Here is an 18,055-nt window from a genome sequence, read left to right on the forward strand (position 1 = left end):
GGAGGGACGGACATGCAGATCGAAACACCCTATCTCATGTTTCTCGGCGATGTGCCCGACACCCTGGCGGCCAAGACCGCCTATGGCATCAAGGACTGGCGGCCCGAATGGTGCGTCGGCCAGATGCGCCTCCCCGGCTGCGCCGCCGATCTCGGCATTCCCGATCTGACCCTGGACGAAGCGATGGCGAAGGGCTGCCGCACCCTGGTCATCGGCGTCGCGAACGCGGGCGGCATCCTGCCCGGGCATTGGGTTTCGGAGATCGTCGCGGCGCTCAATGCCGGCCTCGACATCGCCAGCGGTCTGCATGCGCGGCTCGGCGCCGTGCCGGAGATCGCGGCGGCGGCGAAGGCCAACGGGCGCCAGCTCCACGACGTGCGCCACACCCACGAGACCTTCGCCACCGGCAAGGGCACGAAGCGCCCCGGCAAGCGCCTGCTCAGTGTCGGCACCGACTGCTCGGTGGGCAAGAAATACACCGTGCTCGCCCTGGAGCGTGGGATGCGCGAGCGCGGCCTCGACGCCGATTTCCGGGCCACGGGGCAGACCGGGGTGTTCATCTCCGGGCGCGGCGTCGCCATCGACGCCGTGGTGGCCGATTTCATTTCCGGCGCCGTCGAGTGGATCGCGCCCGCGGCCGATCCCGATCATTGGGACCTTTTGGAAGGCCAGGGCTCGCTGTTCCACCCGTCCTTCGCCGGGGTCAGCCTCGGCCTGCTGCACGGCGCCCAGGCCGATGCCTTCGTGGTCTGCCACGAGCCGAGCCGCACCACCATGCGGGGCGTTCAGCACCCGTTGCCGACCATTCGGCAGGTGATCGACCTCACGGTGCAGCTCGGGCGCCTGACCAATCCCGACATCCGGCCGGTTGGGATCGCGGTCAACACCCAGAGCCTGGAGGAGGGGGCCGCCCGCGCGCTCCTGGCCGATCTCGCGCACGAGCACGGCCTACCGGCCACGGACCCGGTGCGCTTCGGCGTCGACGCCATCGTCGATCGCCTCGTGGCCGAGTTCCCGAAGGCTGCCGCATGACCCGGATTCTCGAAGCCGCCATCGAACGCTTCCCCATCGCGGGGGCCTTCACCATCGCGCGCGGCAGCCGCACGGAGGCCGTCGTGGTGGTGGCAACCGTTCGCCAGGCGGACGGTTCGATCGGGCGTGGCGAATGCGTGCCCTATGCCCGCTACGGCGAGACCGTGGAGAGCGTGTGCGAGCACATCCTCGAACAGGGGGATGCCGTGGCGGACGGCGCCACGCGCGCCGATCTCCTCACCCTCATGACGCCGGGGGCGGCCCGCAACGCCCTCGACTGCGCCCTGTTCGACCTCGAGGCGAAGCGCCTCGGCCGTCCGGCCTGGGAGATCGCCGGGCTCGAAGCCCCCCGGGCCGCCGTGACCGCCTACACCCTGAGCCTCGGCGATCCGGACGGCATGGAGGCCGCCGCCCGGAAGGCCGCCGCCCGTCCTCTGCTCAAGGTCAAGCTCGGGGGCGCGGGTGATCCGGAGCGCATCGCCGCCGTGCGACGCGGCGCGCCCGAGGCCCGTCTCATCGTCGATGCCAACGAGGCGTGGCGGCCCGAGACCCTGGAGGCCAATCTCGCGGCCTGCGTCGCGGCGGGCGTCGAACTCATCGAGCAGCCCCTTCCGGCCGGTGAGGACGATCTCCTCGCCACCATCGCCCGACCGATCCCGATCTGCGCCGACGAGAGCCTGCACGACCGTGCCGGCCTCGATGCCCTGGCCCGGCGCTACGACGCCATCAACATCAAGCTCGACAAGGCCGGCGGGCTCACGGAAGCGGTGATGCTGGCGCGGGAGGCGCGCGCGCGCGGATTTTCGTTGATGATCGGCTGCATGGTCGGGACCTCCCTGGCTATGGCGCCGGCCATGCTGCTCGCGTCCCAGGCCGACTATGTCGACCTCGACGGTCCGCTGCTCCTCGCCCGCGACCGCGATCCCGCCCTGGTGTTCGCGGGCAGCACCGTGCACCCGCCGACCCCGGACCTGTGGGGATAGGCGGCGACCTACGAAACCACCGCGAAGTCCGTCGTGGCGGAGCGCCGGCGCACCGGTTCGAGGGCGCATCGGGTCTGGTTGCGGCCCCCGGCCTTGGCTTCGTAGAGGGCGCCGTCGGCGCGCCGGTAGAGGTCGCTCGCCGTGCCGGCCTCGTCCGAAGCGGCCGTGGCGCTCGCGAGGCCGATGCTCACCGTCACGGAGCCCGCCGGCAGGGAGGCCGAGGCCACGGTGAGCTTGGCCACCTCCGCGTGGATTCGCTGCGCGACGTGCAGGGCACCCGCCTGATCCGTGTCCCTGAGGAGCAGGACGAACTCCTCTCCGCCAACGCGGAACACCACGTCCTCCGATCGATGGACGCTTGCCGCGAGGCGCAGTCCGAGGCCAACCAGCACCGCGTCGCCGACGGCATGGCCGTAGCGATCGTTGAAGCGCTTGAAGTGATCGGCATCGACCACGAGCAGCGACAGGATTTCCCCCGTCTCGACGGCGACCTTCCAGGCTTCATCGAACGCCGTCTCGAACCGGCGTCGGTTCGACAGGCCCGTGAGGGCATCCGTGTCGGAGAGGCGCGCCAGCGTCGCTTGAGCCTCGGAGCGTCGCTGCAACTCTCGCCCGAACAGCAACGACAGCCCGACGGTGAGGCCGCACAGCACGAGCACGATGGAGCTGATGACCAGGGCCTTCTCGCGCCATTCCGCTTCGACCGCGTCCGCCGACAGGGCGATGCTCAGGATGAAGGGCAACTCGCCGACGCGCCCGAAGGTATGGTGCCGCACGATCCCGTCGCTGAAGGTCGGACTGACGAACGTGCCCTTCCCGTCCCGGAGGAACCGCTGAAAGTTGGGCGTCTCGGCGGAACTCTTACCGATCAGGGAATCGTCGTAAGGATAGCGCATGACGCGCGTTCCATCCGCTTGGTAGAGGTTGATCAGGCCGAGATGCCCGAGGCCGATATCCCGGAACAAACGACTGAAATAGCTGAGCCGAAGACTGGCGACGGCGACACCGCCGAACGAACCATCCGGTTTATCGACCCGCCGGCTCAGGATGAGTGCTGACGTCCCGGTGAGGATCGTGACGATGGGCCGGCTGATATGCAGGCCGAGGTTTGCCTGGTCCCGATGCGCCTTGAAATAATGGCGCTCCGCGATCCCGGGAATTTGACGGGGCGGCAGCGCGCCGCTCTCGATGACGCTGCTCCCATGCTCGTCGAAGACCACGATCGCTCCCATGTCACGCGCGGAGGTGGCCCGATCGAAGAGGAGCGTTTGCCGAAGTTCGGGATTCATCTGCGCGACGCCGGGCTGCGCGAGGCTCTCGATGAGGCCCTGGAGTGTGAGATCGATGATCTCGACATTGCGCGCGATGTCGCGGTCGAGGAGTTGAAGCAGGTTGCTGGCGTTCAATTCCGCCTTGGTCCAGGCGTCGCGCCGCAGGTCGAGGAGCATGAGGGCCGAGACGAGCAGCATGCCGATCGGCGCCAGGATACCCAGGACGATCCAGGTCTTCGCCGAGCGGAGGGTTCGCATCAGGGCGTGTTGACCAGTCTGCACGCAACACCTCGGATCTCAGCCGTGTTGCTAATCTAAAATCATCACGGACAAATTAACACTGAGGCGGGCATCCATTTTTTTAGCAGCGCCTCAATAACAAACGTTTGTATTCAAATGCGGATACAAGCTCGTAATGCGTCGGTTCCGGCGGGCTATTGTCGAATTCGACCGGCGCACCGGACTCCGCGACGAGTGCCTTCCCGGGGGTACGGGTTCGAAGCCCTCGACGAGTGGACGGGACACGAGTGCCATCGGTCGCTTACGACGAAGCGAAGGGTGAAGATCAGGCCACGACGTCGGCGAGGCCCATGTCGCAAGGGACCACGAACCATGGGGCGCGCGGGCCGCTTCCGGTGCGTTTCGGTTCGCCTGGGGTGATCCGGAGTGTCGTTGCTCGATGTCGCGCGCGACCTCGTTGTGGAACACCCAGGCGGGGTCGTGGAGTCGATGCCCCCGGTTCGGTGCTCAGAGGTCGATGTCGCTGTCGTTTCCCTATCGGGCGACGACGCCGCGCCAGGCGGGGCGCCGGTCCGCCTCGTCCAGGGTATCGCCGGAGACGGCGGGCTGGGACACGAGGTGACGGGCGAACACGTCGGCGCCTTCGCGGGCGATCCGCTCGCGGACCTCCGGCGCCATGGCGTCCCAGGCCGCTGTGAGACTTTGGACGGGCAGTGCCTGGAGGGGCGAGACCTGCTGGGCGGCGGCCCGCAGCGACGCCGCCGGCTGGGCGGGGGCGTCGTCCGGCCTGTCTTTCAGGATGGCGAGGTAGGTGAGACCGCCGATCACCAGGGCGGCGCGAAGGGGAAACAGCATGGATCGGTCCGGGTCCGTCCCCGAAGGGCCAGGGGGGTGATCGTCAGCAACGCACGCGAACGGTAAAGCGGACATGATCCTGGCGGAACGACTCTCCACAATGGTGAATGGTGATTTATCGGCGCCGTTCCGGTGCTGACCCACCTGTTTTATGCCTCGGCACCGGCACGAGATCCAATCGTCCGGTTGCACCGATCCAAGATGCAGCCCTCTGCGCAAATGTGGTTACCTTCCGGAAAGCATACGCAAACAGGCCGCCCCACAGCCGCAACACTCGCTTAAGTCCGGTCTGCGACGGTTCGAACAGTCGAGTTCTAGTCGAGCCAAGGGGCGTCGGACGGGCCATGTCGGGCTCCATCCGCGCTGTGCGTGTCGGTGTTGCGTATCTACGGTGCCCTGGTTTCCCTCATCGATGCCCGCCTGGCGGGCCTCGTTCACGAATCGGTCGCGGACGATGCCGCCGTGCGGTTTCGCCACGAACGTTTCCTCGTCTCGCGGCTCGCCACCGGCCTCGTGATGATGCTGGCCCTGCCGCCCTACTGGCTCCTGCGCGGCGTGCCGAGCGGCGTGGAATCGCTGGCCATCGCGAGCCTGCTTCTGCCGGTCTTCGCCGCCGTCCTCCTGTCGCGCACGGGTGTCCTGTGGGTCGCCCACGCCATCTCGTCGGTGGGCCTCACCGGCCTCGTGGTGTGCCTCGCCATGCTGACCGGCGGGGCAAACTCCGCCGCCGCCATCTGGCTCGTGGCGATTCCCCTCGAAGCCGTGGTCTCGGGATCGCGCCGGGCGACCCTGGCCGCCGCCCTCATCGCCGCCGCCGGGGCCCTCGCCGTCGCCTTCCTGCCGCCCCTCGGGGGTAGCGGGATCATGATGGACTGGTCGCGCAGCCTCGCCATGCCGGTCTTCGCCATCACGGCCATCGGCCATATCGCCGCCCAGGCCATCGAGCATTTCCGCCATGAGGGTCGGTGGCTGGCCAAGCTGCGCGACAACGAATTGCGCGACCGGACGCTTCTATCGGCCATCGACGACCTCGTGACCTGGCACGACCGCAACGGCCGGGTCATCGAGGCCAGCGCGTCGTCGGCCCGGTTCGTCGGCGCCGAGGCGAGCCGCCTGCGCGGCCATGGGCTGCTCGACCGCGTCCATATCGGCGATCGGCCGGCCCTGCTGCAGACCCTCAGCGATGTCGCTGCTCACGGCCAGCCCGCCACCGTCCAGTTCCGCCTCCAACTCGATGCCGCCGCCGTGCGGGCCGAGGGCGCACCGCGCATGATCTTCGCCGAGATGCGCGCCCACCGCATCGACGGCGCCCGCACGGGCCTGTCCGATGCCGGGTCGAGCGTCGTGGCCGTCACCCGCGACGTCTCGGAGCATCATCGCCACGCCGAGGAGTTGGAGCGCGCCCGCGCCGAGGCCGAGCGCGCCGACGAGGTGAAGAGCCGTTTCCTCGCCACCGTGAGCCACGAGCTGCGCACGCCGCTCAACGCCATCATCGGCTTTTCCGAAGTGCTGGCGGGTGAGGGCGCCATGACCATCGCGCCGGAGCGCAGCCGGGAATACGCCGGCATCATCGGTGATTCGGGCAAGCACCTCCTCGACGTGGTCAACACCCTCCTCGACATGTCGCGCATCCAGAGCGGGCATTTCGACTACGCGCCGGAGACCTTCGACCTCGACGCCCTGGTGCGGACCTGCTGCGATCTCATGCAGCTTCGGGCCGAGAAGGCGAAAGTCGTCCTCGTCCGCGCCATGGATGCGGGGCCGATCCCGATCACGGCCGACCTGCGCGCCTGCCGGCAGATGATGATCAATCTGCTGTCGAACGCCGTGAAGTTCACGCCGCCCGGGGGCCGCGTGGAGATCGCCGTGCGACGGGTCGGCACGCAGCTCGATCTCATCGTCAGCGATACGGGCATCGGTATCGCCGCCGCCGACCTGCCCCGGGTCGGAGACCCCTTCTTCCAGGCGCAGAGCGACACGCATCGCTCGCATGAGGGGACCGGGCTCGGCTTGTCGGTGGTGCAGGGGCTCGTCGGCCTGCATGGCGGGGCCATCGCCATCGAGAGCGTGCCGGGGCAGGGCACCAGCGTCATCGTCACCCTGCCGGCGGAGTGCCGCGCGGAGGCGAACCTCGCCGGCCCGGCGCCCATCCGCACGGCATCGCGGGCGCCCGGCACCGTGGCCGACCGGTCGGTCGCGACGAGCCGGCGACCCATCGGCCTGTTCGACGCGTCGCCCGAGCCCGTCCGCGAAAGCTACGTGCCCGGCGCGGTCTCGCCCCTGCGGCGGGCCGGATGAGCCCGTGCCCTGAACTTCGGCGGCCCGTCGCCGCTCCCCCGGCTCGCCCCTTCCGCAAGGAGGGGGCGAGCCGGCGCGTCTCATCGTTCCGTCGCCGCGGGGCGACGCGGCCGATGGCGTCGCCCGTGCAACCGTCCTGAGGAAGCCGCCATGCGCGATCAGCGCGAGATCATCGTTCCGCCCCAGCCGCGTGGCCCCCGGGCGGATGCCGCCACCCGGCGCCAGCGTGCCGCCGCCGACGAGCACCCCCGGGGCTGGCTCGCCGATCTCGGCGCCATCGGTGGTTGGGCCGGGCGCCTCTTGATGAACCGGCCTGGCGACGTGGCCGGCTTCGTCGTGGTGGTGGGCGCCGCCGCCTTCATCTCCCTCAATGCCCTGGGCTATCAGGCCGGCCGTCATCCGGCGCCGATTTTTCCGAAGCTTCCGCCACGCCAGACGGCCGAGAAGCCGAGCCCCCGCCGCGTCGAGGCGCCGAAGGTCGAGGCGGCGAAAACGGACCCGATCAAGACCGACGCGGCGAAGACCGAGATCGCCAGGGTCGAGGTGCCGAAGCCGGAGGCCGCGAAGGCCGACACGCCCCGGATCGCCCTGATCCAGCCGACGCCACGTCCGATCTCGCGGGACACCCTCGGCGAAATCGCCCGCGCGGGCGAGACCACCTCGTCGGTGACGCCGAAATCCGATCCGGCCGTGGCGAAAGCCCAGCGTGCCCTGGTTAAACTCGGTTACGGCCCCCTCAAGGCCGACGGCATCCTCGGCACGGGCACCCGCGCGGCCATCGAGCGGTTCGAGCGCGACCGCAAGCTTCCGGTGAAGGGCGAGCCCACGGGGCGGACCTTGCGCGAACTCGCCGCCCGCGCCGCCAACGCGCCGGGGTGACGGAATTCACGGCATCTCCCTCGGCCGATACGGTGTCGGCTCGATGGAAGGGACGACTGTCCCGCGAAGCTTATCCGGCGCTTGCGGACAAGCGACATCCGTCATGCCGTGGAATCGAACGGCGTTCGTCTGAAAAGTCGGCTATAGCCGGCCGATGGCACGCTTGCGTTCGGATTTCTGGGTCTCGGCACATTTGCGCCGCCTCGGCGTCGAGGGGATCGCGGCCGTGCAGCGACGGCGCGGCGCGGCGGAGGCGGGCGCGATCTTCGTCAAGGTCGATCGCCTCGACGGACGGGCCGACCTCTACGGACCGGCGCCGCAATCCCTCGTCGATGCGGAATCCGATTCGGACCGCCGCTTCGTCGCCCTGATGCAGGCGGCGGAGCCGCCCGACGTCGAGATCCGCCTCGGCAAGGAATTGCGCTTCGACGACGACCTCTGGATCATCGAGATCGACGACCGCGCGGGTCGCCATCTCCTCGATCTCGCCGAGTAGGGCGAAAGCGCCCCGAGATCGTCGCGCTCAGGACGTCTGCCGCGCGCGGCCCGGAAGAGCGGGGCGCGCCGGGGCCCGCTCGACGGCGCTTGGCGAGACGCGAGGCCGGGCGGCATCCGGCGCGTTGTAGGGCTGGTGCGCCCGTGGATCGCCCGCGCGGTCGGGGAGGGCGGTGCCCAGGATGGCGCCGAGGAGGTCTCGGGCGGCCGGGCGCTCGACCTTGCGGAACAGCTTGACCAACGTGAACACCCGGTCGACGGAACGCGCCACGGCCTCGTTCAGGGTGAGGAAGACGTAGACGGCTTCCTCCTCGTGCAGCCCGGCGGCGCGCAGGGCGAGGGTGAGGAGATCGTAGCGGACATGGGGGTCCGGTGTCGTCGCGAGGAAGTCCCGGCGCAGGCCGAGCATCTCGGCGAGCGCACCGATGAAGCCGGCGACGTCGCCGCGTCCGGAGAAGCCCATCAGGACCGCGCCGGCTTCGCGGGGCGGGGCCGGGCAGGGGCGCAGGTTCGCCGTCCCCGCCACGGCCTCGGCGATGGCGTCGCGATGGTCCTCGTCGGCGAGGAGGAACAGGGGGGATAGGTCGGCGGGCGCCAGATCGGTGCGGGCGAGGAGTGCTCGACCGAGTTCGGCCGAGCGGCGGCCACGGCCGACGAGACGCGTGAGGGCTTCGGCGCTGAACGTGATGCGGGTGTTGTGCGCCAGCGCCATGTCGACCTCGGGCACATCGCGCGCCGCCAGGGCATTGGCGGTGGCCCGGTTGAGGTCGGCCCGTCCGGCGAGGGCGGCGCCGAGATCGGCCCCGTCGGCCAGGGCCGCTTCGATGATGGAGGGCGTGAGACGGGGAGCCTGGGCCACGACGACATCGCGAATCTTGCCGCCGCGCGCGGCCAGCGCCGCCAGCAGGCCGGGAGGCGTTTCGGCGAATCCCGCGAGCTTGTGGGCGACGATCTCGGCCGTTTCCTCGTCGACGATGGGGATGAGCCCACCCGCCAGCGCCTCGAAAGCCTCGACGGTCTTTCGGTCGCGGAACGGAGCCGACAAAAACAGGTCCGTCTGCACCCGCAGGATCACGGGTTTAAGATCGAGGGTGTCGAGGCGCGACAACTCGATCAGGCCGGAAAGGTCCGGCGCATCGTCGACAGATGGGTGCATGGCACTTCGATTACGCAGAACTCGCTATCAAAAGACTTAGCGAGTTTGCGTGAATCAGGCTTTAACCCTCCGAAGGCCGTCCGTCTCAGCTTGCGCCATCCCCGCAAATCACAGGCGCGGCCCAAGCCGGGGGGCGGGCGGAGGAAATGTCCGCCCGCCCTGGGCGTCGCGCTCCCCGGTATCCGTGCCGGACCCGGGGAGACGACGCATGGTGTGACCGCGCTCAGTGGAGCGGACGGACTTTTCCGCTGCCCGCCTCGGCGGTCTTGTCCACAGATTTGGGCAGGGGCAGCACCACAGGGCTCGCCGTTCCGGCCGGCATCGGGGTGGCGGGAATCGCGCTCGGGACCACGGAGGCTGCGCCGTTCGCCTGGGGTTTCGCCCCGTGATTGGCGGCGGGGATGCCCGACTTCGCCGTATCGAGGGGCAGAACCGCAGGGGCGTCCGGTGCCTTGGTGTCCTCCGGGGCGGCCTCGGAGGGACCGGCCAGAACCTCCGTCGGCGCCTTCCAAACGAAGGCGTCGAGACGGCCGGTGACGGGCGAGATCGGCGCCCAGGTCTCGGAGGCGATGCCGTCGGCGATCCACAAGGGATCGCGCGGGGCGTGGGCGGCGCGGGCGAGCCACTCGCGGGCGCGGGCCGAGCCGGAGCCGTGCTCGGTCTCCTCCAGGCGGGCCATGGCGAGGCAGGTGCGGACGGAGGGGCGGTCGTTCAGGAGCGGTGCCAGAACCTCGCGGGCCTTGGCGAAGTCGCGGGCGTCGTAGGCCGTTTGCGCCAGGGCGAGACGGGCTTCCGGATGCCACGACGAGATCCGCGCCAGATTCTCGGCCTTGGCGAGGCGGTCGCGGACGGAATCGCCCGTGCGCAGGGTGATGTAGGTCTTGGCCACGTCCGGATGCGGTCCGGCGCGCCAGGCAGCTTCGAGCACCTTGCCGGCCCGGCGCAGGTCGCCCCGGCGGGCGAGGAGGCGCCCGGCCAGAACCGCCGCCGGCACGAGGTCGGGGGCGAGCTTGACGGCGCGCATCACCCGCTCGGTGGCGGCCTCCGGCTCGCCGGCCTCGCGCTCCTGGGCGGCGGCGGTGAGCAGGACAGCGCGCTGGCGCCGGGAGACGCTCTTCTCGATGAGGCCGAGGGAGGCGCGGCGCTCCACGGTCTCCGTGGCGCCGGTCCAGTCGCCATCCGCGCATTGCGCCTCGAGAACGGCCTCGTTGGCCCAGGTGACGCTCGGGGCGAGGCGGGCGGCCTCGGCGGCATAGGCACGGGCGGAGACGTCGTCCTCGCGGCGGCGGGCCTCGACGAACAGGCCGCGCAGGCCGAGCACCCGGGTCTCGGGATCGTCGACCATGCGCTGGAAGGCGGATTCGGCTGCCTCGCGGTCGCCCGAGATCTGCGCGGCCTGCGCCTTCAGGAGCAGGGCGAGGGGTTCGGAACCGAGCAGGCGCTCGGCGTCGTTGGCGTGGCGGCGGGCGGCCATGGGATCGCCGGAGCCCACCGCGACCATGCCGCGCGATAGGGCGGAGTAGCCCTTGGCCCGACGCCGCTCGCGCGAACCGCGCACCAGGGTCTCGGGCAGGGTGATGAACCCACGCACGATGGCCCAAATGAAGCCCACCACGATGGCCGCGATGAGCACACCGATGAGCGCGATGGCAAGGCTGATGACGACCTCGTAGCCGCTCCACACGATGGTGACGGTACCGGGGTGGTCGGCGATCCACGTCGCGCCGTAGGCGGCGACGGCGAGGAGAGCCAGGAAGGCGAGAGCGCGCCACATGGGATCAGAAACTCCTGGGCGTGTCGCCGGTCATGCCGACGGCGCCGTAATCCGGGAATGGGAGCGACCGGCGCTCCCGTCGATGCAACGTTTGTGGGGCGGCGTTCAACGGGGGGCGCTCGCCGTCGGCAGCCCCTTGAAGGCCTCAGCCAGCAGGGCCTGGGCCGCCTCGCCTGCGGCCGCGCGGGACTTCAGCCGGGTGCCGAAGTCGCCCGCCTCGGCACGGATGGTCTCCGGCAGGACGGCGAAGGCCTGGGCGGCATCGCCGATCGCGCCTCGATCGAGGGCATCCTGGATCTTCGGCAGCGGATCGGCGGCGGGGGCCGCGCCCTGGCCGGACGGCGCGGGGGTATCGACCTTGCGGACCTGGACGATGGACTCGGCCATGCTCAGGAGTTTCTGGCTGAAATCCCCGGTTTCCGCCACGGACCGGACCTGGGCGGCCCGGCGGCTCGCCGCGATCTTGTCCGCCACCGTGCGGAACTCCGCCGCGAGGGCGCGGGCCGTCGGCGCGCCGCGATCGGCGAAGACCGCCAGGGCCGTGAGGCGCGCGGGGTCGCCGGGCTCGTAATTGCGCAGGGCCGTCAGGGCGTCGGCATAGGGCGCGCCAGTGTTCAGGGCCGTGACGATCCGGTCCGCCGCCACCACCCGCAGGGCCGCCTGGACGGTGGCGGTTTCGGCCCGGGTCGACACCGCCTTGTCGAGGCCCGCGATCTTCTCGCCCTGGGCCTGGATCTGGGTTTCGACCTGCCGTTCGATGCCCTTGGCGGCTTCCGCGGCTTGCGTCCTGGCGGTCTCGGCCGCCTGCTGGCTCGCCTGGGTGGCCGCCTGGACCTTGGCGTCGAGGCTCTGCTGGGTCTCGGTGAGCTTCTGACCGAGGCCCTGGATCGCATCGGCATTGGCCTTCGCGCGGGCGTCGAGGGCCGTCTGGAGGGCCGCGAGCTTCGGCGCGAGGTCGGGTTGCTCAGCGGGCTTGCCGGTGGCGGCGGCCTTGGTTTCCAGGGCCTTGAGGCGGTCGGCCAAGGCCGTCACCTCGGTGTTCGTGGGCGCCACCGCCATGCGGGCGTCGCCGCCCTGCTGGCCCGGCTCCTCCTGCAGGGCCGAGACCCGCTGGTCGAGGCTGTCGAGGCGGGCGACGAGGTCGGCCGGTACGGTGGCGTCCCGTGGCGCGGCACCCTCGGTGGGGGCCGGCGCCGCACTGGCCTTCTTCAGGGCCTCGCGGGCGGTGGAGACGGCCTCCGGCACCGCCTTCACGGCCGTCTCGTTGGCGGCGACGCGCTGCGAGAGGCGCGCGACCTCGTCCTTGGGAGCGAGGGCCGCGATCCGCTGGTCGAGGGCGGCGAGGCGGCCGTCATCGCCCGGCGGCAGGAGGCCCGCGCGTTCGATGCCGAACAGCAGGCCGGCGCCGATGACGCCGCCGAGGAGGCCGGCGGTGGCGACGGAGCCGAAGCCCGGACCGCGCGCGGCGGGGGCGGCGGCCGGCGTCGGAGAAATCTTGGGCGTCGTGCCGCTCGCGGCTTTGGTCGAGTCACCCATCGAACCAAGGGGAGAGGTCTTCGCGTCCGAAGCCTTCGCGTCGCCCGGTTTCGGCGCCGCGTTCGGCGTGGGACCCGCGCCCATCGGGGCGGCTTTCTGGGCCGGAGGCGGATCGGGCAGGCGCTTGGCCTTCAGGTCGATGATCGGACCATCCGTCACCGCGCCGGCCGGCTTGGCCGGCGTCGGGCCGCTGCCCGGGAAGGTCGCGGTCTTCGGGCTATCCTTGGGGGCGTCCTTGATCGCGTCGGGTTTGCCCGGCTCGACCTTCGCATCCTTGACGGGATCGGGCTGCTTGCCGGGCTGACCCGGATTCACCGCGCCGGGCTTCGCGTCGGACGGCTTGCCGATCTCGACCACCTTGGGGGCCTCGCCGGGTTTGAGACCCTCGGCGGATTTCGGGGTGTCGGCGGCCTTGGCCGAATCCCCGGGCTTCGCGGCGCCCGGCTGGATCGTCCCCGGGGTCGCCGGCTTGGCGCCTTCACCGGGAAGACCTGCGGGCTTGCCCCCGGCGGGGTCGGGCTTGCCCGGACTCGCGTCGGTCTTCGGCCCCGTCGCGGTCGGCGTCGTGGGAGAGGCGGGCGGCTTCGCGGCCTCGGGCGCGCGCGGTCCGGGATTGTTGCCCGGCCGGTTGGCGTCGCTGTTGGGTGGTTTCACGGCTCGTTGCTCCCTTCCGGACGCTGCCGTTGTCGCCTGCACCGGGTTGGCACCCTCGGGTCTCGGCGATCGCAGCCCAGCTTGTTGAATTCGTCCTAGCACCACGGCCCGCGCCTGAGCGAGGCCCTTCCGTCAGGTTCCCGCCATCAAACCTGCGAGAAGAGCCTCCTCGTCGGGACGCGCGGCCACGACATAGGGCCTCAGCCCCGCCTCCACCAAGGGCGCGGCCACGTCGTCAGACAAGCAGTAATGCTTGAGGGCGCCGAAAGCTCCGCTTCGGTCCGCATCCCCCGCCAGACGAAGGGCGGTGGCGGTGCTGCGCCTCGAATAATGCAACACGGCGTCGAGTGTCGGGGGCTCCGTTCCCAGGGCCGTCGCCACTGTGGGGGGCAGGACCGGAACGGCCTCGGCCGCATAGGCGACGAGGGGGGTCACGGCGTATCCCGCCGCCCGGAGGGAGCGGGCCGGTTCGGCTTTGCCCTCGGCGCCCGCGACATGGAGGAGGGCGCTGCCCGCCGGCAGGCTCGCCCGGACAAGGGCGGCGAGACGGACGGCATCGCCGCCGGCCTCGCGCACGTCCGTCAAGTCGGCGCGGCGCGCCAGGGCGGCCGTGCGGCCTCCCACCACGAAGGTCGGCAGGCTGGCGAACCGTATCCGGTCGGCCTCCGTCAGGGCCGCGACGCCGTTGGCGCTGGTGAGCAGGAGGCCGGCGAACCGCCCCTCGGGCAGGGCCGCTCCCGTCGGACGGATCTGGAGCACCGGGGCCACCAGGGGATCGTGCCCGAGGGCGCTGAGGCGCTGTCCCGTCCGCGTCGCCCCCGGCTCCGGCCGCGCCACCCAGATCCGCATGCGGTTCCATCCCGTGTCCCGTCGTTGCCCTGATACCGCCGGGCCGGCTAGGATGCACCGGTCGCGTTCACCCGCCCGGGGAAGCCTTGGCGGTTTCTTCACACGGCGGATGCAGTGATCTTCCATCCTCACCCTGTCTTCGGTCCGGATGCCCGTCCGCGCATGAGTGTTGTCGCCCCATGAACGTCCTCGGCATCGAAACCACCTGTGACGAGACCGCCGCCGCCGTGGTCGCGCCCGGCGAGGGGGGGCGTGGACGCATCCTCTCCAACGAGGTCCTGAGCCAGATCGCCGAGCACGCGGCCTATGGCGGCGTGGTGCCGGAGATCGCCGCCCGCGCCCATGTCGAGGTGCTGGACCGGTTGATCCAGCGTTCCCTCGATCAGGCCGGCCTGCGTCTGGCCGACATCGACGGTATCGCGGTCGCGGCCGGGCCTGGCCTCATCGGCGGCGTGCTCATCGGCCTCGTCACCGCCAAGACCCTGGCGCTGGTGGCACGCAAACCCCTCATCGCCGTGAACCATCTCGAGGCCCATGCCCTCACGGCCCGGCTCACGGATGGGATCGGCTTCCCGTACCTGCTGCTCCTGGCGTCCGGCGGCCACACCCAGCTCGTGGCGGTGAAGGGCGTCGGGGACTATGTGCGGCTCGGCACCACCATCGACGACGCCATCGGCGAGGCTTTCGACAAGGTCGCCAAGCTCCTCGGCCTCGGCTACCCCGGCGGCCCGGAAGTCGAGCGCCTGGCCGAGACCGGCGATCCCGAGCGGTTCGCCCTGCCGCGCCCCATGCTGGGACGGCGCGAGGCCAACTTCTCCCTGTCGGGCCTGAAGACCGCCCTGCGGATCGAGGCGGAGAAGCTCGCGCCCCTGTCGAGCGTCGATGTCGCCGATCTCTGCGCGAGCTTCCAGGCGGCGGTGGTCGATGTCATCGTGGATCGCTTGCGGGTGGCCATGCGGGATTTCGCAGAGGTCGCCGGTCATCCCACCGCCCTGGTGGCCGCCGGGGGCGTCGCCGCCAACGGTGCCATCCGGCGGGCGCTCAGCGCCCAGGCCGGCGAAGCGGGCCTCGCCTTCGTGGCGCCACCCCTCTCCCTCTGCGGCGATAACGGCGCGATGATCGCCTGGGCCGGCATCGAGCGCCTGCGCCTCGGCCTCGTCGACGACATCACCGCCCCGGCCCGCGCCCGCTGGCCCTTCGCGGAGCCGAAAGCGGTTGCCTGATGCCGCGCGGGAGCACTGGCGCGACCTCGTGGAGCGCCGATTGCCGCAAGCTGCCCGACCGGATTGGCCGGTCCACCGCGACCATTGCTTTGCCCGCATCCTCCTCGACAACACCTGCGGCGGCCCCTGGCGCGAGAGCGTCCCGGCGCCGGCCTGGGCGAATCTGACCCTGAACGGGCTCGATGCCGCCATGGGGCTCGGCGAGGCGGTGCTCGCGGGCCGGGCCGATTTGGGCTGGCTGAACCGCCGATCCCTGGCCCTGCGCGGCAAGCTGCGGGGATCGGGGCCGGTCGCCCCGTCGCCGGAAGGTCTGCGCGACGGCGACCTCGTTCTCCGGCCGTGGCAGGCGGAGGATGAGGCCGCCCTCGCGGCTTTGAGCGCCGATCGCGACGTGATGCGCTATTTTCCCTCGACCCACGACGCGCAGGAGAGCAGGGCCGAGGCGCGCAGCTTCGCGCATCGCTTCCGGGTCGATGGTTTCGGCCCTTGGGCCGTGACGGTGGCGGGCGAGGGCTGCGTCGGCCTGGTCGGCGGCGCCCGGGTGATGCGGGTGATGCCGTTTCCCGGCGGCGAGCGCCCCGGTGAAACCGTGGAGTTGGAATGGCGCCTCGCCCGCCCGGCCTGGGGACGGGGCCTCGCCACCCGTGCGGCCCGCCTCGCCCTGCACGATCTGTTCGGGCGCTGCGGAATCGCCGTCGTCGTCGCCTTCACGGCGGCGGACAACGCGCCCTCCCGCCGGGTGATGGAACGCCTCGGCATGATTGCGGACGGCAGGTTCGAGCATCCCGCCCTGCCGCCGGGGCATCCCTTGCGAACCCATCTGCTGTACCGTCTCACGGCGGCATCGTTCGAATCCGGAAGGCTTGACGCGTGACCACCACTCATCCCTCGGACGCACGGGTCGGCGTCGTCGGTGGCGGCGCCTGGGGGACGGCGCTGGCCAACGCGGCGGCGGCGGCGGGGCACGACGTCACCCTATGGCTGCGCGATCGTGAGGCGGCCCGGAGGCTGCAGGAAGCCCGCGAGAATGCCCGCTACCTACCCGGCGTGCCGCTCCACCGCCGCATCGCGGCGACGGGCGAGGCCGATGCCCTCGGGGCGGCCGCAACGATCCTCCTCGTGGTGCCGGCCCAGACCGTCCGGGGCGTCCTCGCCGACCTGAAGCGGGCGTTCGCGCCGGGCGCCGCCGTCGTGCTCTGCGCCAAGGGCATCGAGCGGGGCAGCGACAGCTTCATGAGCGCGGTCGCCGCAGAGTGCCTTCCCGGCACGCCCATCGCGGTGCTGTCCGGCCCGAGCTTCGCGGCGGATGTCGCCCGCAATCTGCCCACCGCCGTCACCCTGGCGGCGGACGATGCGACCCTGGCCGCGCGCCTCGCCGCCACCCTCTCGGGGCCGACCCTGCGGGTCTACCACACCGACGACGTGCGCGGCGTCGAGGTCGGCGGGGCGGGCAAGAACGTGCTGGCCATCGCGTCGGGCATCGTCGCCGGGCGGGGTTTGGGCGAATCGGCCCGGGCCGCCCTCATCGCCCGGGCCTTCGCCGAACTCATGCGCTTCGCCCGCGCCTATGGCGGTCGGCCCGAGACCCTCATGGGGCTGTCGGGCCTCGGCGACCTCGTGCTCACGGCGTCCTCGCCGCAATCGCGCAACTTCGCCTTCGGCCTCGCCCTGGGGGGCGGCGCAGTGCCGGAGGAGGCCGCCGGCGGCAAGCTCGCGGAAGGCGCCCACACCGCCGCCGCCCTGGTGGCCCTCGCCCGCGCCCGCTCCGTCGAGATGCCCGTGGCCGAGGCCGTGGCCGCCATCGTGGCCGGGGAGGCCAGCGTCGAGACCGTCATCGCGGCGCTCCTGGCGCGGCCCCTGCGGGGGGAGGCCGAATGACCGCGGGGCCGATCCACGCCTTTTTGGCCGGCATCGGCCGCGACGGAGCCGGGCGGCGGCTCTCCGACGTGCTCGCCTTCGACGAGGCGCGGATCGAAGGCGTGCACGATTTCATCCAATGGTGCTTTCCGCTCCGTGAGGCGAGCCGGGCCGTGGCGGGCGCCCCGGTCCTGACCCGCGCCGAGGCCGAGGCCATCCGGGCCGACCCGGTCGCCCGCGCCGGTTTGCTTGCCGGGCGGGACAGGATGATGTGGTTCTACGCGACGACGACGAGCTGGTTGCGCGCCCACGACCACAACCACCTGCGCATCACCCGCATCCTCCACGCTTTGAGACATCTCCTCGGACCGGAGGAGGCCCGGGCCTTCCACGCCTTCGTGCGCGACCGCAATGCCGAGGCCGGCGGACCGGTGAACGCGAACACCCTGGACTATTGGGCAAAGGCCCTGGCGGGGGACTGACGGCCACGCTTCCCCGATGATAAGCCACCGGCCGCGTCCCGGAGATCCCCATGGCCCATTGGCTCTACAAGTCCGAACCCGTCACGTGGTCGTGGGACCAGCAGGTGGCGGCGGGCGCCGCCGGCACCCACTGGAACGGCGTGCGCAACCACGTGGCGAAGAAGAACCTCCAGGCCATGGAGGTCGGCGACCTCGGGTTCTTCTACCATTCCAACGAGGGCAAGGCCGTGGTGGGGATCGTCGAGGTGATCCGCCCCTACTATCCGGACGATTCCGATGCCACGGGCCGCTTCGGCATGGTGGACCTGCGCGCCGTGGAAGCCTTCCCCCGGCCCGTCACCCTCGACGCCATCAAGGCCGAGCCGCGCCTTGCCGCCATGGTGCTCGTCAACAACTCGCGCCTGTCGGTCCAGCCGGTGACGGAGGAGGAATGGGCCATCGTCCGGGCGATGGGCGGGCTCGCCTGAGGGT

Annotated in this window: 16 protein-coding genes; 10 read left to right on the forward strand and 6 right to left on the reverse strand. The window is 71.2% G+C overall.

The genetic code is table 11. From position 1 onward, the window contains the following. Positions 1-12 precede the first annotated feature (12 nt). Both dgcN and dgcA read left to right on the forward strand, forming a co-directional pair. Positions 13-1,032 (forward strand): N-acetyltransferase DgcN, encoded by a 1,020-nt coding sequence (gene dgcN / locus BM249_RS00485; protein WP_091967703.1) that lies wholly within the window; start codon positions 13-15, stop codon positions 1,030-1,032. Then, positions 1,029-2,015 (forward strand): N-acetyl-D-Glu racemase DgcA, encoded by a 987-nt coding sequence (gene dgcA, locus BM249_RS00490; protein ID WP_091967705.1) that lies wholly within the window; start codon positions 1,029-1,031, stop codon positions 2,013-2,015. The genes dgcN and dgcA overlap by 4 nt, the downstream gene beginning before the upstream one ends. An 8-nt stretch (positions 2,016-2,023) precedes the next feature. Here dgcA and BM249_RS00495 read toward each other — a convergent pair whose 3' ends face one another. Both BM249_RS00495 and BM249_RS00500 read right to left on the reverse strand, forming a co-directional pair. Beyond that, on the reverse strand, positions 2,024-3,568 hold the full coding sequence (locus tag BM249_RS00495; protein WP_244528511.1) for a GGDEF domain-containing protein: 1,545 nt from the start codon (positions 3,566-3,568) through the stop codon (positions 2,024-2,026). Between the two features lie 492 nt (positions 3,569-4,060). Then, positions 4,061-4,381 carry a hypothetical protein gene (locus tag BM249_RS00500; RefSeq protein ID WP_091967709.1) on the reverse strand — a complete coding sequence of 107 codons (321 nt, stop codon included), beginning with the start codon at positions 4,379-4,381 and terminating at the stop codon, positions 4,061-4,063. A gap of 369 nt (positions 4,382-4,750) precedes the next feature. Between BM249_RS00500 and BM249_RS00505 the strand changes: the two genes are divergently transcribed. The 3 genes from BM249_RS00505 (at position 4,751) to BM249_RS00515 (ending at position 8,054) form a co-directional block, all read left to right on the forward strand. Beyond that, positions 4,751-6,679, forward strand: a complete 1,929-nt coding sequence (locus BM249_RS00505; RefSeq protein ID WP_091967712.1) for a sensor histidine kinase — start codon at positions 4,751-4,753, stop codon at positions 6,677-6,679. Between the two features lie 150 nt (positions 6,680-6,829). Further along, on the forward strand, positions 6,830-7,558 hold the full coding sequence (locus tag BM249_RS00510) for a peptidoglycan-binding domain-containing protein (RefSeq protein ID WP_091967715.1): 729 nt from the start codon (positions 6,830-6,832) through the stop codon (positions 7,556-7,558). Between the two features lie 154 nt (positions 7,559-7,712). Continuing rightward, positions 7,713-8,054: a DUF1491 family protein gene (locus BM249_RS00515; RefSeq protein WP_091967718.1), complete on the forward strand. Its 342-nt coding sequence runs from the start codon at positions 7,713-7,715 to the stop codon at positions 8,052-8,054. A gap of 27 nt (positions 8,055-8,081) precedes the next feature. On the opposite strand, the gene BM249_RS00520 is transcribed toward BM249_RS00515, so the two are convergent. The 4 genes from BM249_RS00520 to BM249_RS00535 all read right to left on the reverse strand — a co-directional run bounded on the left by BM249_RS00520 (position 8,082) and on the right by BM249_RS00535 (position 14,022). Further along, entirely contained in the window at positions 8,082-9,209 is a 1,128-nt protein-coding gene (locus BM249_RS00520) for a DUF2336 domain-containing protein (protein ID WP_091967720.1), read from the reverse strand. Between the two features lie 223 nt (positions 9,210-9,432). Continuing rightward, positions 9,433-10,983 carry a heme biosynthesis protein HemY gene (locus BM249_RS00525; protein WP_091967723.1) on the reverse strand — a complete coding sequence of 517 codons (1,551 nt, stop codon included), beginning with the start codon at positions 10,981-10,983 and terminating at the stop codon, positions 9,433-9,435. Positions 10,984-11,088: 105 nt separating this feature from the next. Next, positions 11,089-13,173, reverse strand: a complete 2,085-nt coding sequence (locus BM249_RS00530) for a COG4223 family protein (protein ID WP_091967726.1) — start codon at positions 13,171-13,173, stop codon at positions 11,089-11,091. Positions 13,174-13,305: 132 nt separating this feature from the next. Then, positions 13,306-14,022, reverse strand: coding sequence for a uroporphyrinogen-III synthase (locus BM249_RS00535; RefSeq protein ID WP_091967729.1), 717 nt, complete (start codon positions 14,020-14,022; stop codon positions 13,306-13,308). A gap of 179 nt (positions 14,023-14,201) precedes the next feature. Between BM249_RS00535 and tsaD the strand changes: the two genes are divergently transcribed. Genes tsaD through BM249_RS00560 form a run of 5 tightly spaced genes read left to right on the forward strand, consistent with a single transcriptional unit; the run spans position 14,202 to position 18,051 of the window. After that, positions 14,202-15,245 (forward strand): tRNA (adenosine(37)-N6)-threonylcarbamoyltransferase complex transferase subunit TsaD, encoded by a 1,044-nt coding sequence (tsaD, locus tag BM249_RS00540; RefSeq protein ID WP_091967732.1) that lies wholly within the window; start codon positions 14,202-14,204, stop codon positions 15,243-15,245. Further along, complete coding sequence (locus BM249_RS00545; protein ID WP_091967735.1) at positions 15,238-16,119, forward strand: GNAT family N-acetyltransferase; 882 nt, start codon at positions 15,238-15,240, stop codon at positions 16,117-16,119. The genes tsaD and BM249_RS00545 overlap by 8 nt, the downstream gene beginning before the upstream one ends. Further along, entirely contained in the window at positions 16,116-17,123 is a 1,008-nt protein-coding gene (locus BM249_RS00550; protein ID WP_091967738.1) for an NAD(P)H-dependent glycerol-3-phosphate dehydrogenase, read from the forward strand. The genes BM249_RS00545 and BM249_RS00550 overlap by 4 nt, the downstream gene beginning before the upstream one ends. Next, entirely contained in the window at positions 17,120-17,584 is a 465-nt protein-coding gene (locus BM249_RS00555) for an opioid growth factor receptor-related protein (RefSeq protein ID WP_091967741.1), read from the forward strand. The genes BM249_RS00550 and BM249_RS00555 overlap by 4 nt, the downstream gene beginning before the upstream one ends. 50 nt (positions 17,585-17,634) lie before the next feature. After that, positions 17,635-18,051: an EVE domain-containing protein gene (locus BM249_RS00560; RefSeq protein ID WP_091967744.1), complete on the forward strand. Its 417-nt coding sequence runs from the start codon at positions 17,635-17,637 to the stop codon at positions 18,049-18,051. Positions 18,052-18,055 lie beyond the last annotated feature (4 nt).

The organism is Methylobacterium gossipiicola (assembly GCF_900113485.1).
GTDB lineage: Bacteria > Pseudomonadota > Alphaproteobacteria > Rhizobiales > Beijerinckiaceae > Methylobacterium > Methylobacterium gossipiicola.

What these genes read in the sequence shown, in the direction of transcription:
- dgcN (WP_091967703.1), top strand. Translation starts at nt 13, where the DNA reads ATGCAGATCGAAACACCCTATCTCATGTTTCTCGGCGATGTGCCCGAC.
- BM249_RS00525 (WP_091967723.1), bottom strand. Translation starts at nt 10,983, where the DNA reads ATGTGGCGCGCTCTCGCCTTCCTGGCTCTCCTCGCCGTCGCCGCCTAC.
- dgcA (WP_091967705.1), top strand. Translation starts at nt 1,029, where the DNA reads ATGACCCGGATTCTCGAAGCCGCCATCGAACGCTTCCCCATCGCGGGG.
- BM249_RS00555 (WP_091967741.1), top strand. Translation starts at nt 17,120, where the DNA reads ATGACCGCGGGGCCGATCCACGCCTTTTTGGCCGGCATCGGCCGCGAC.
- BM249_RS00500 (WP_091967709.1), bottom strand. Translation starts at nt 4,381, where the DNA reads ATGCTGTTTCCCCTTCGCGCCGCCCTGGTGATCGGCGGTCTCACCTAC.
- BM249_RS00535 (WP_091967729.1), bottom strand. Translation starts at nt 14,022, where the DNA reads ATGCGGATCTGGGTGGCGCGGCCGGAGCCGGGGGCGACGCGGACGGGA.
- BM249_RS00515 (WP_091967718.1), top strand. Translation starts at nt 7,713, where the DNA reads ATGGCACGCTTGCGTTCGGATTTCTGGGTCTCGGCACATTTGCGCCGC.
- BM249_RS00520 (WP_091967720.1), bottom strand. Translation starts at nt 9,209, where the DNA reads ATGCACCCATCTGTCGACGATGCGCCGGACCTTTCCGGCCTGATCGAG.
- tsaD (WP_091967732.1), top strand. Translation starts at nt 14,202, where the DNA reads ATGAACGTCCTCGGCATCGAAACCACCTGTGACGAGACCGCCGCCGCC.
- BM249_RS00560 (WP_091967744.1), top strand. Translation starts at nt 17,635, where the DNA reads ATGGCCCATTGGCTCTACAAGTCCGAACCCGTCACGTGGTCGTGGGAC.
- BM249_RS00510 (WP_091967715.1), top strand. Translation starts at nt 6,830, where the DNA reads ATGCGCGATCAGCGCGAGATCATCGTTCCGCCCCAGCCGCGTGGCCCC.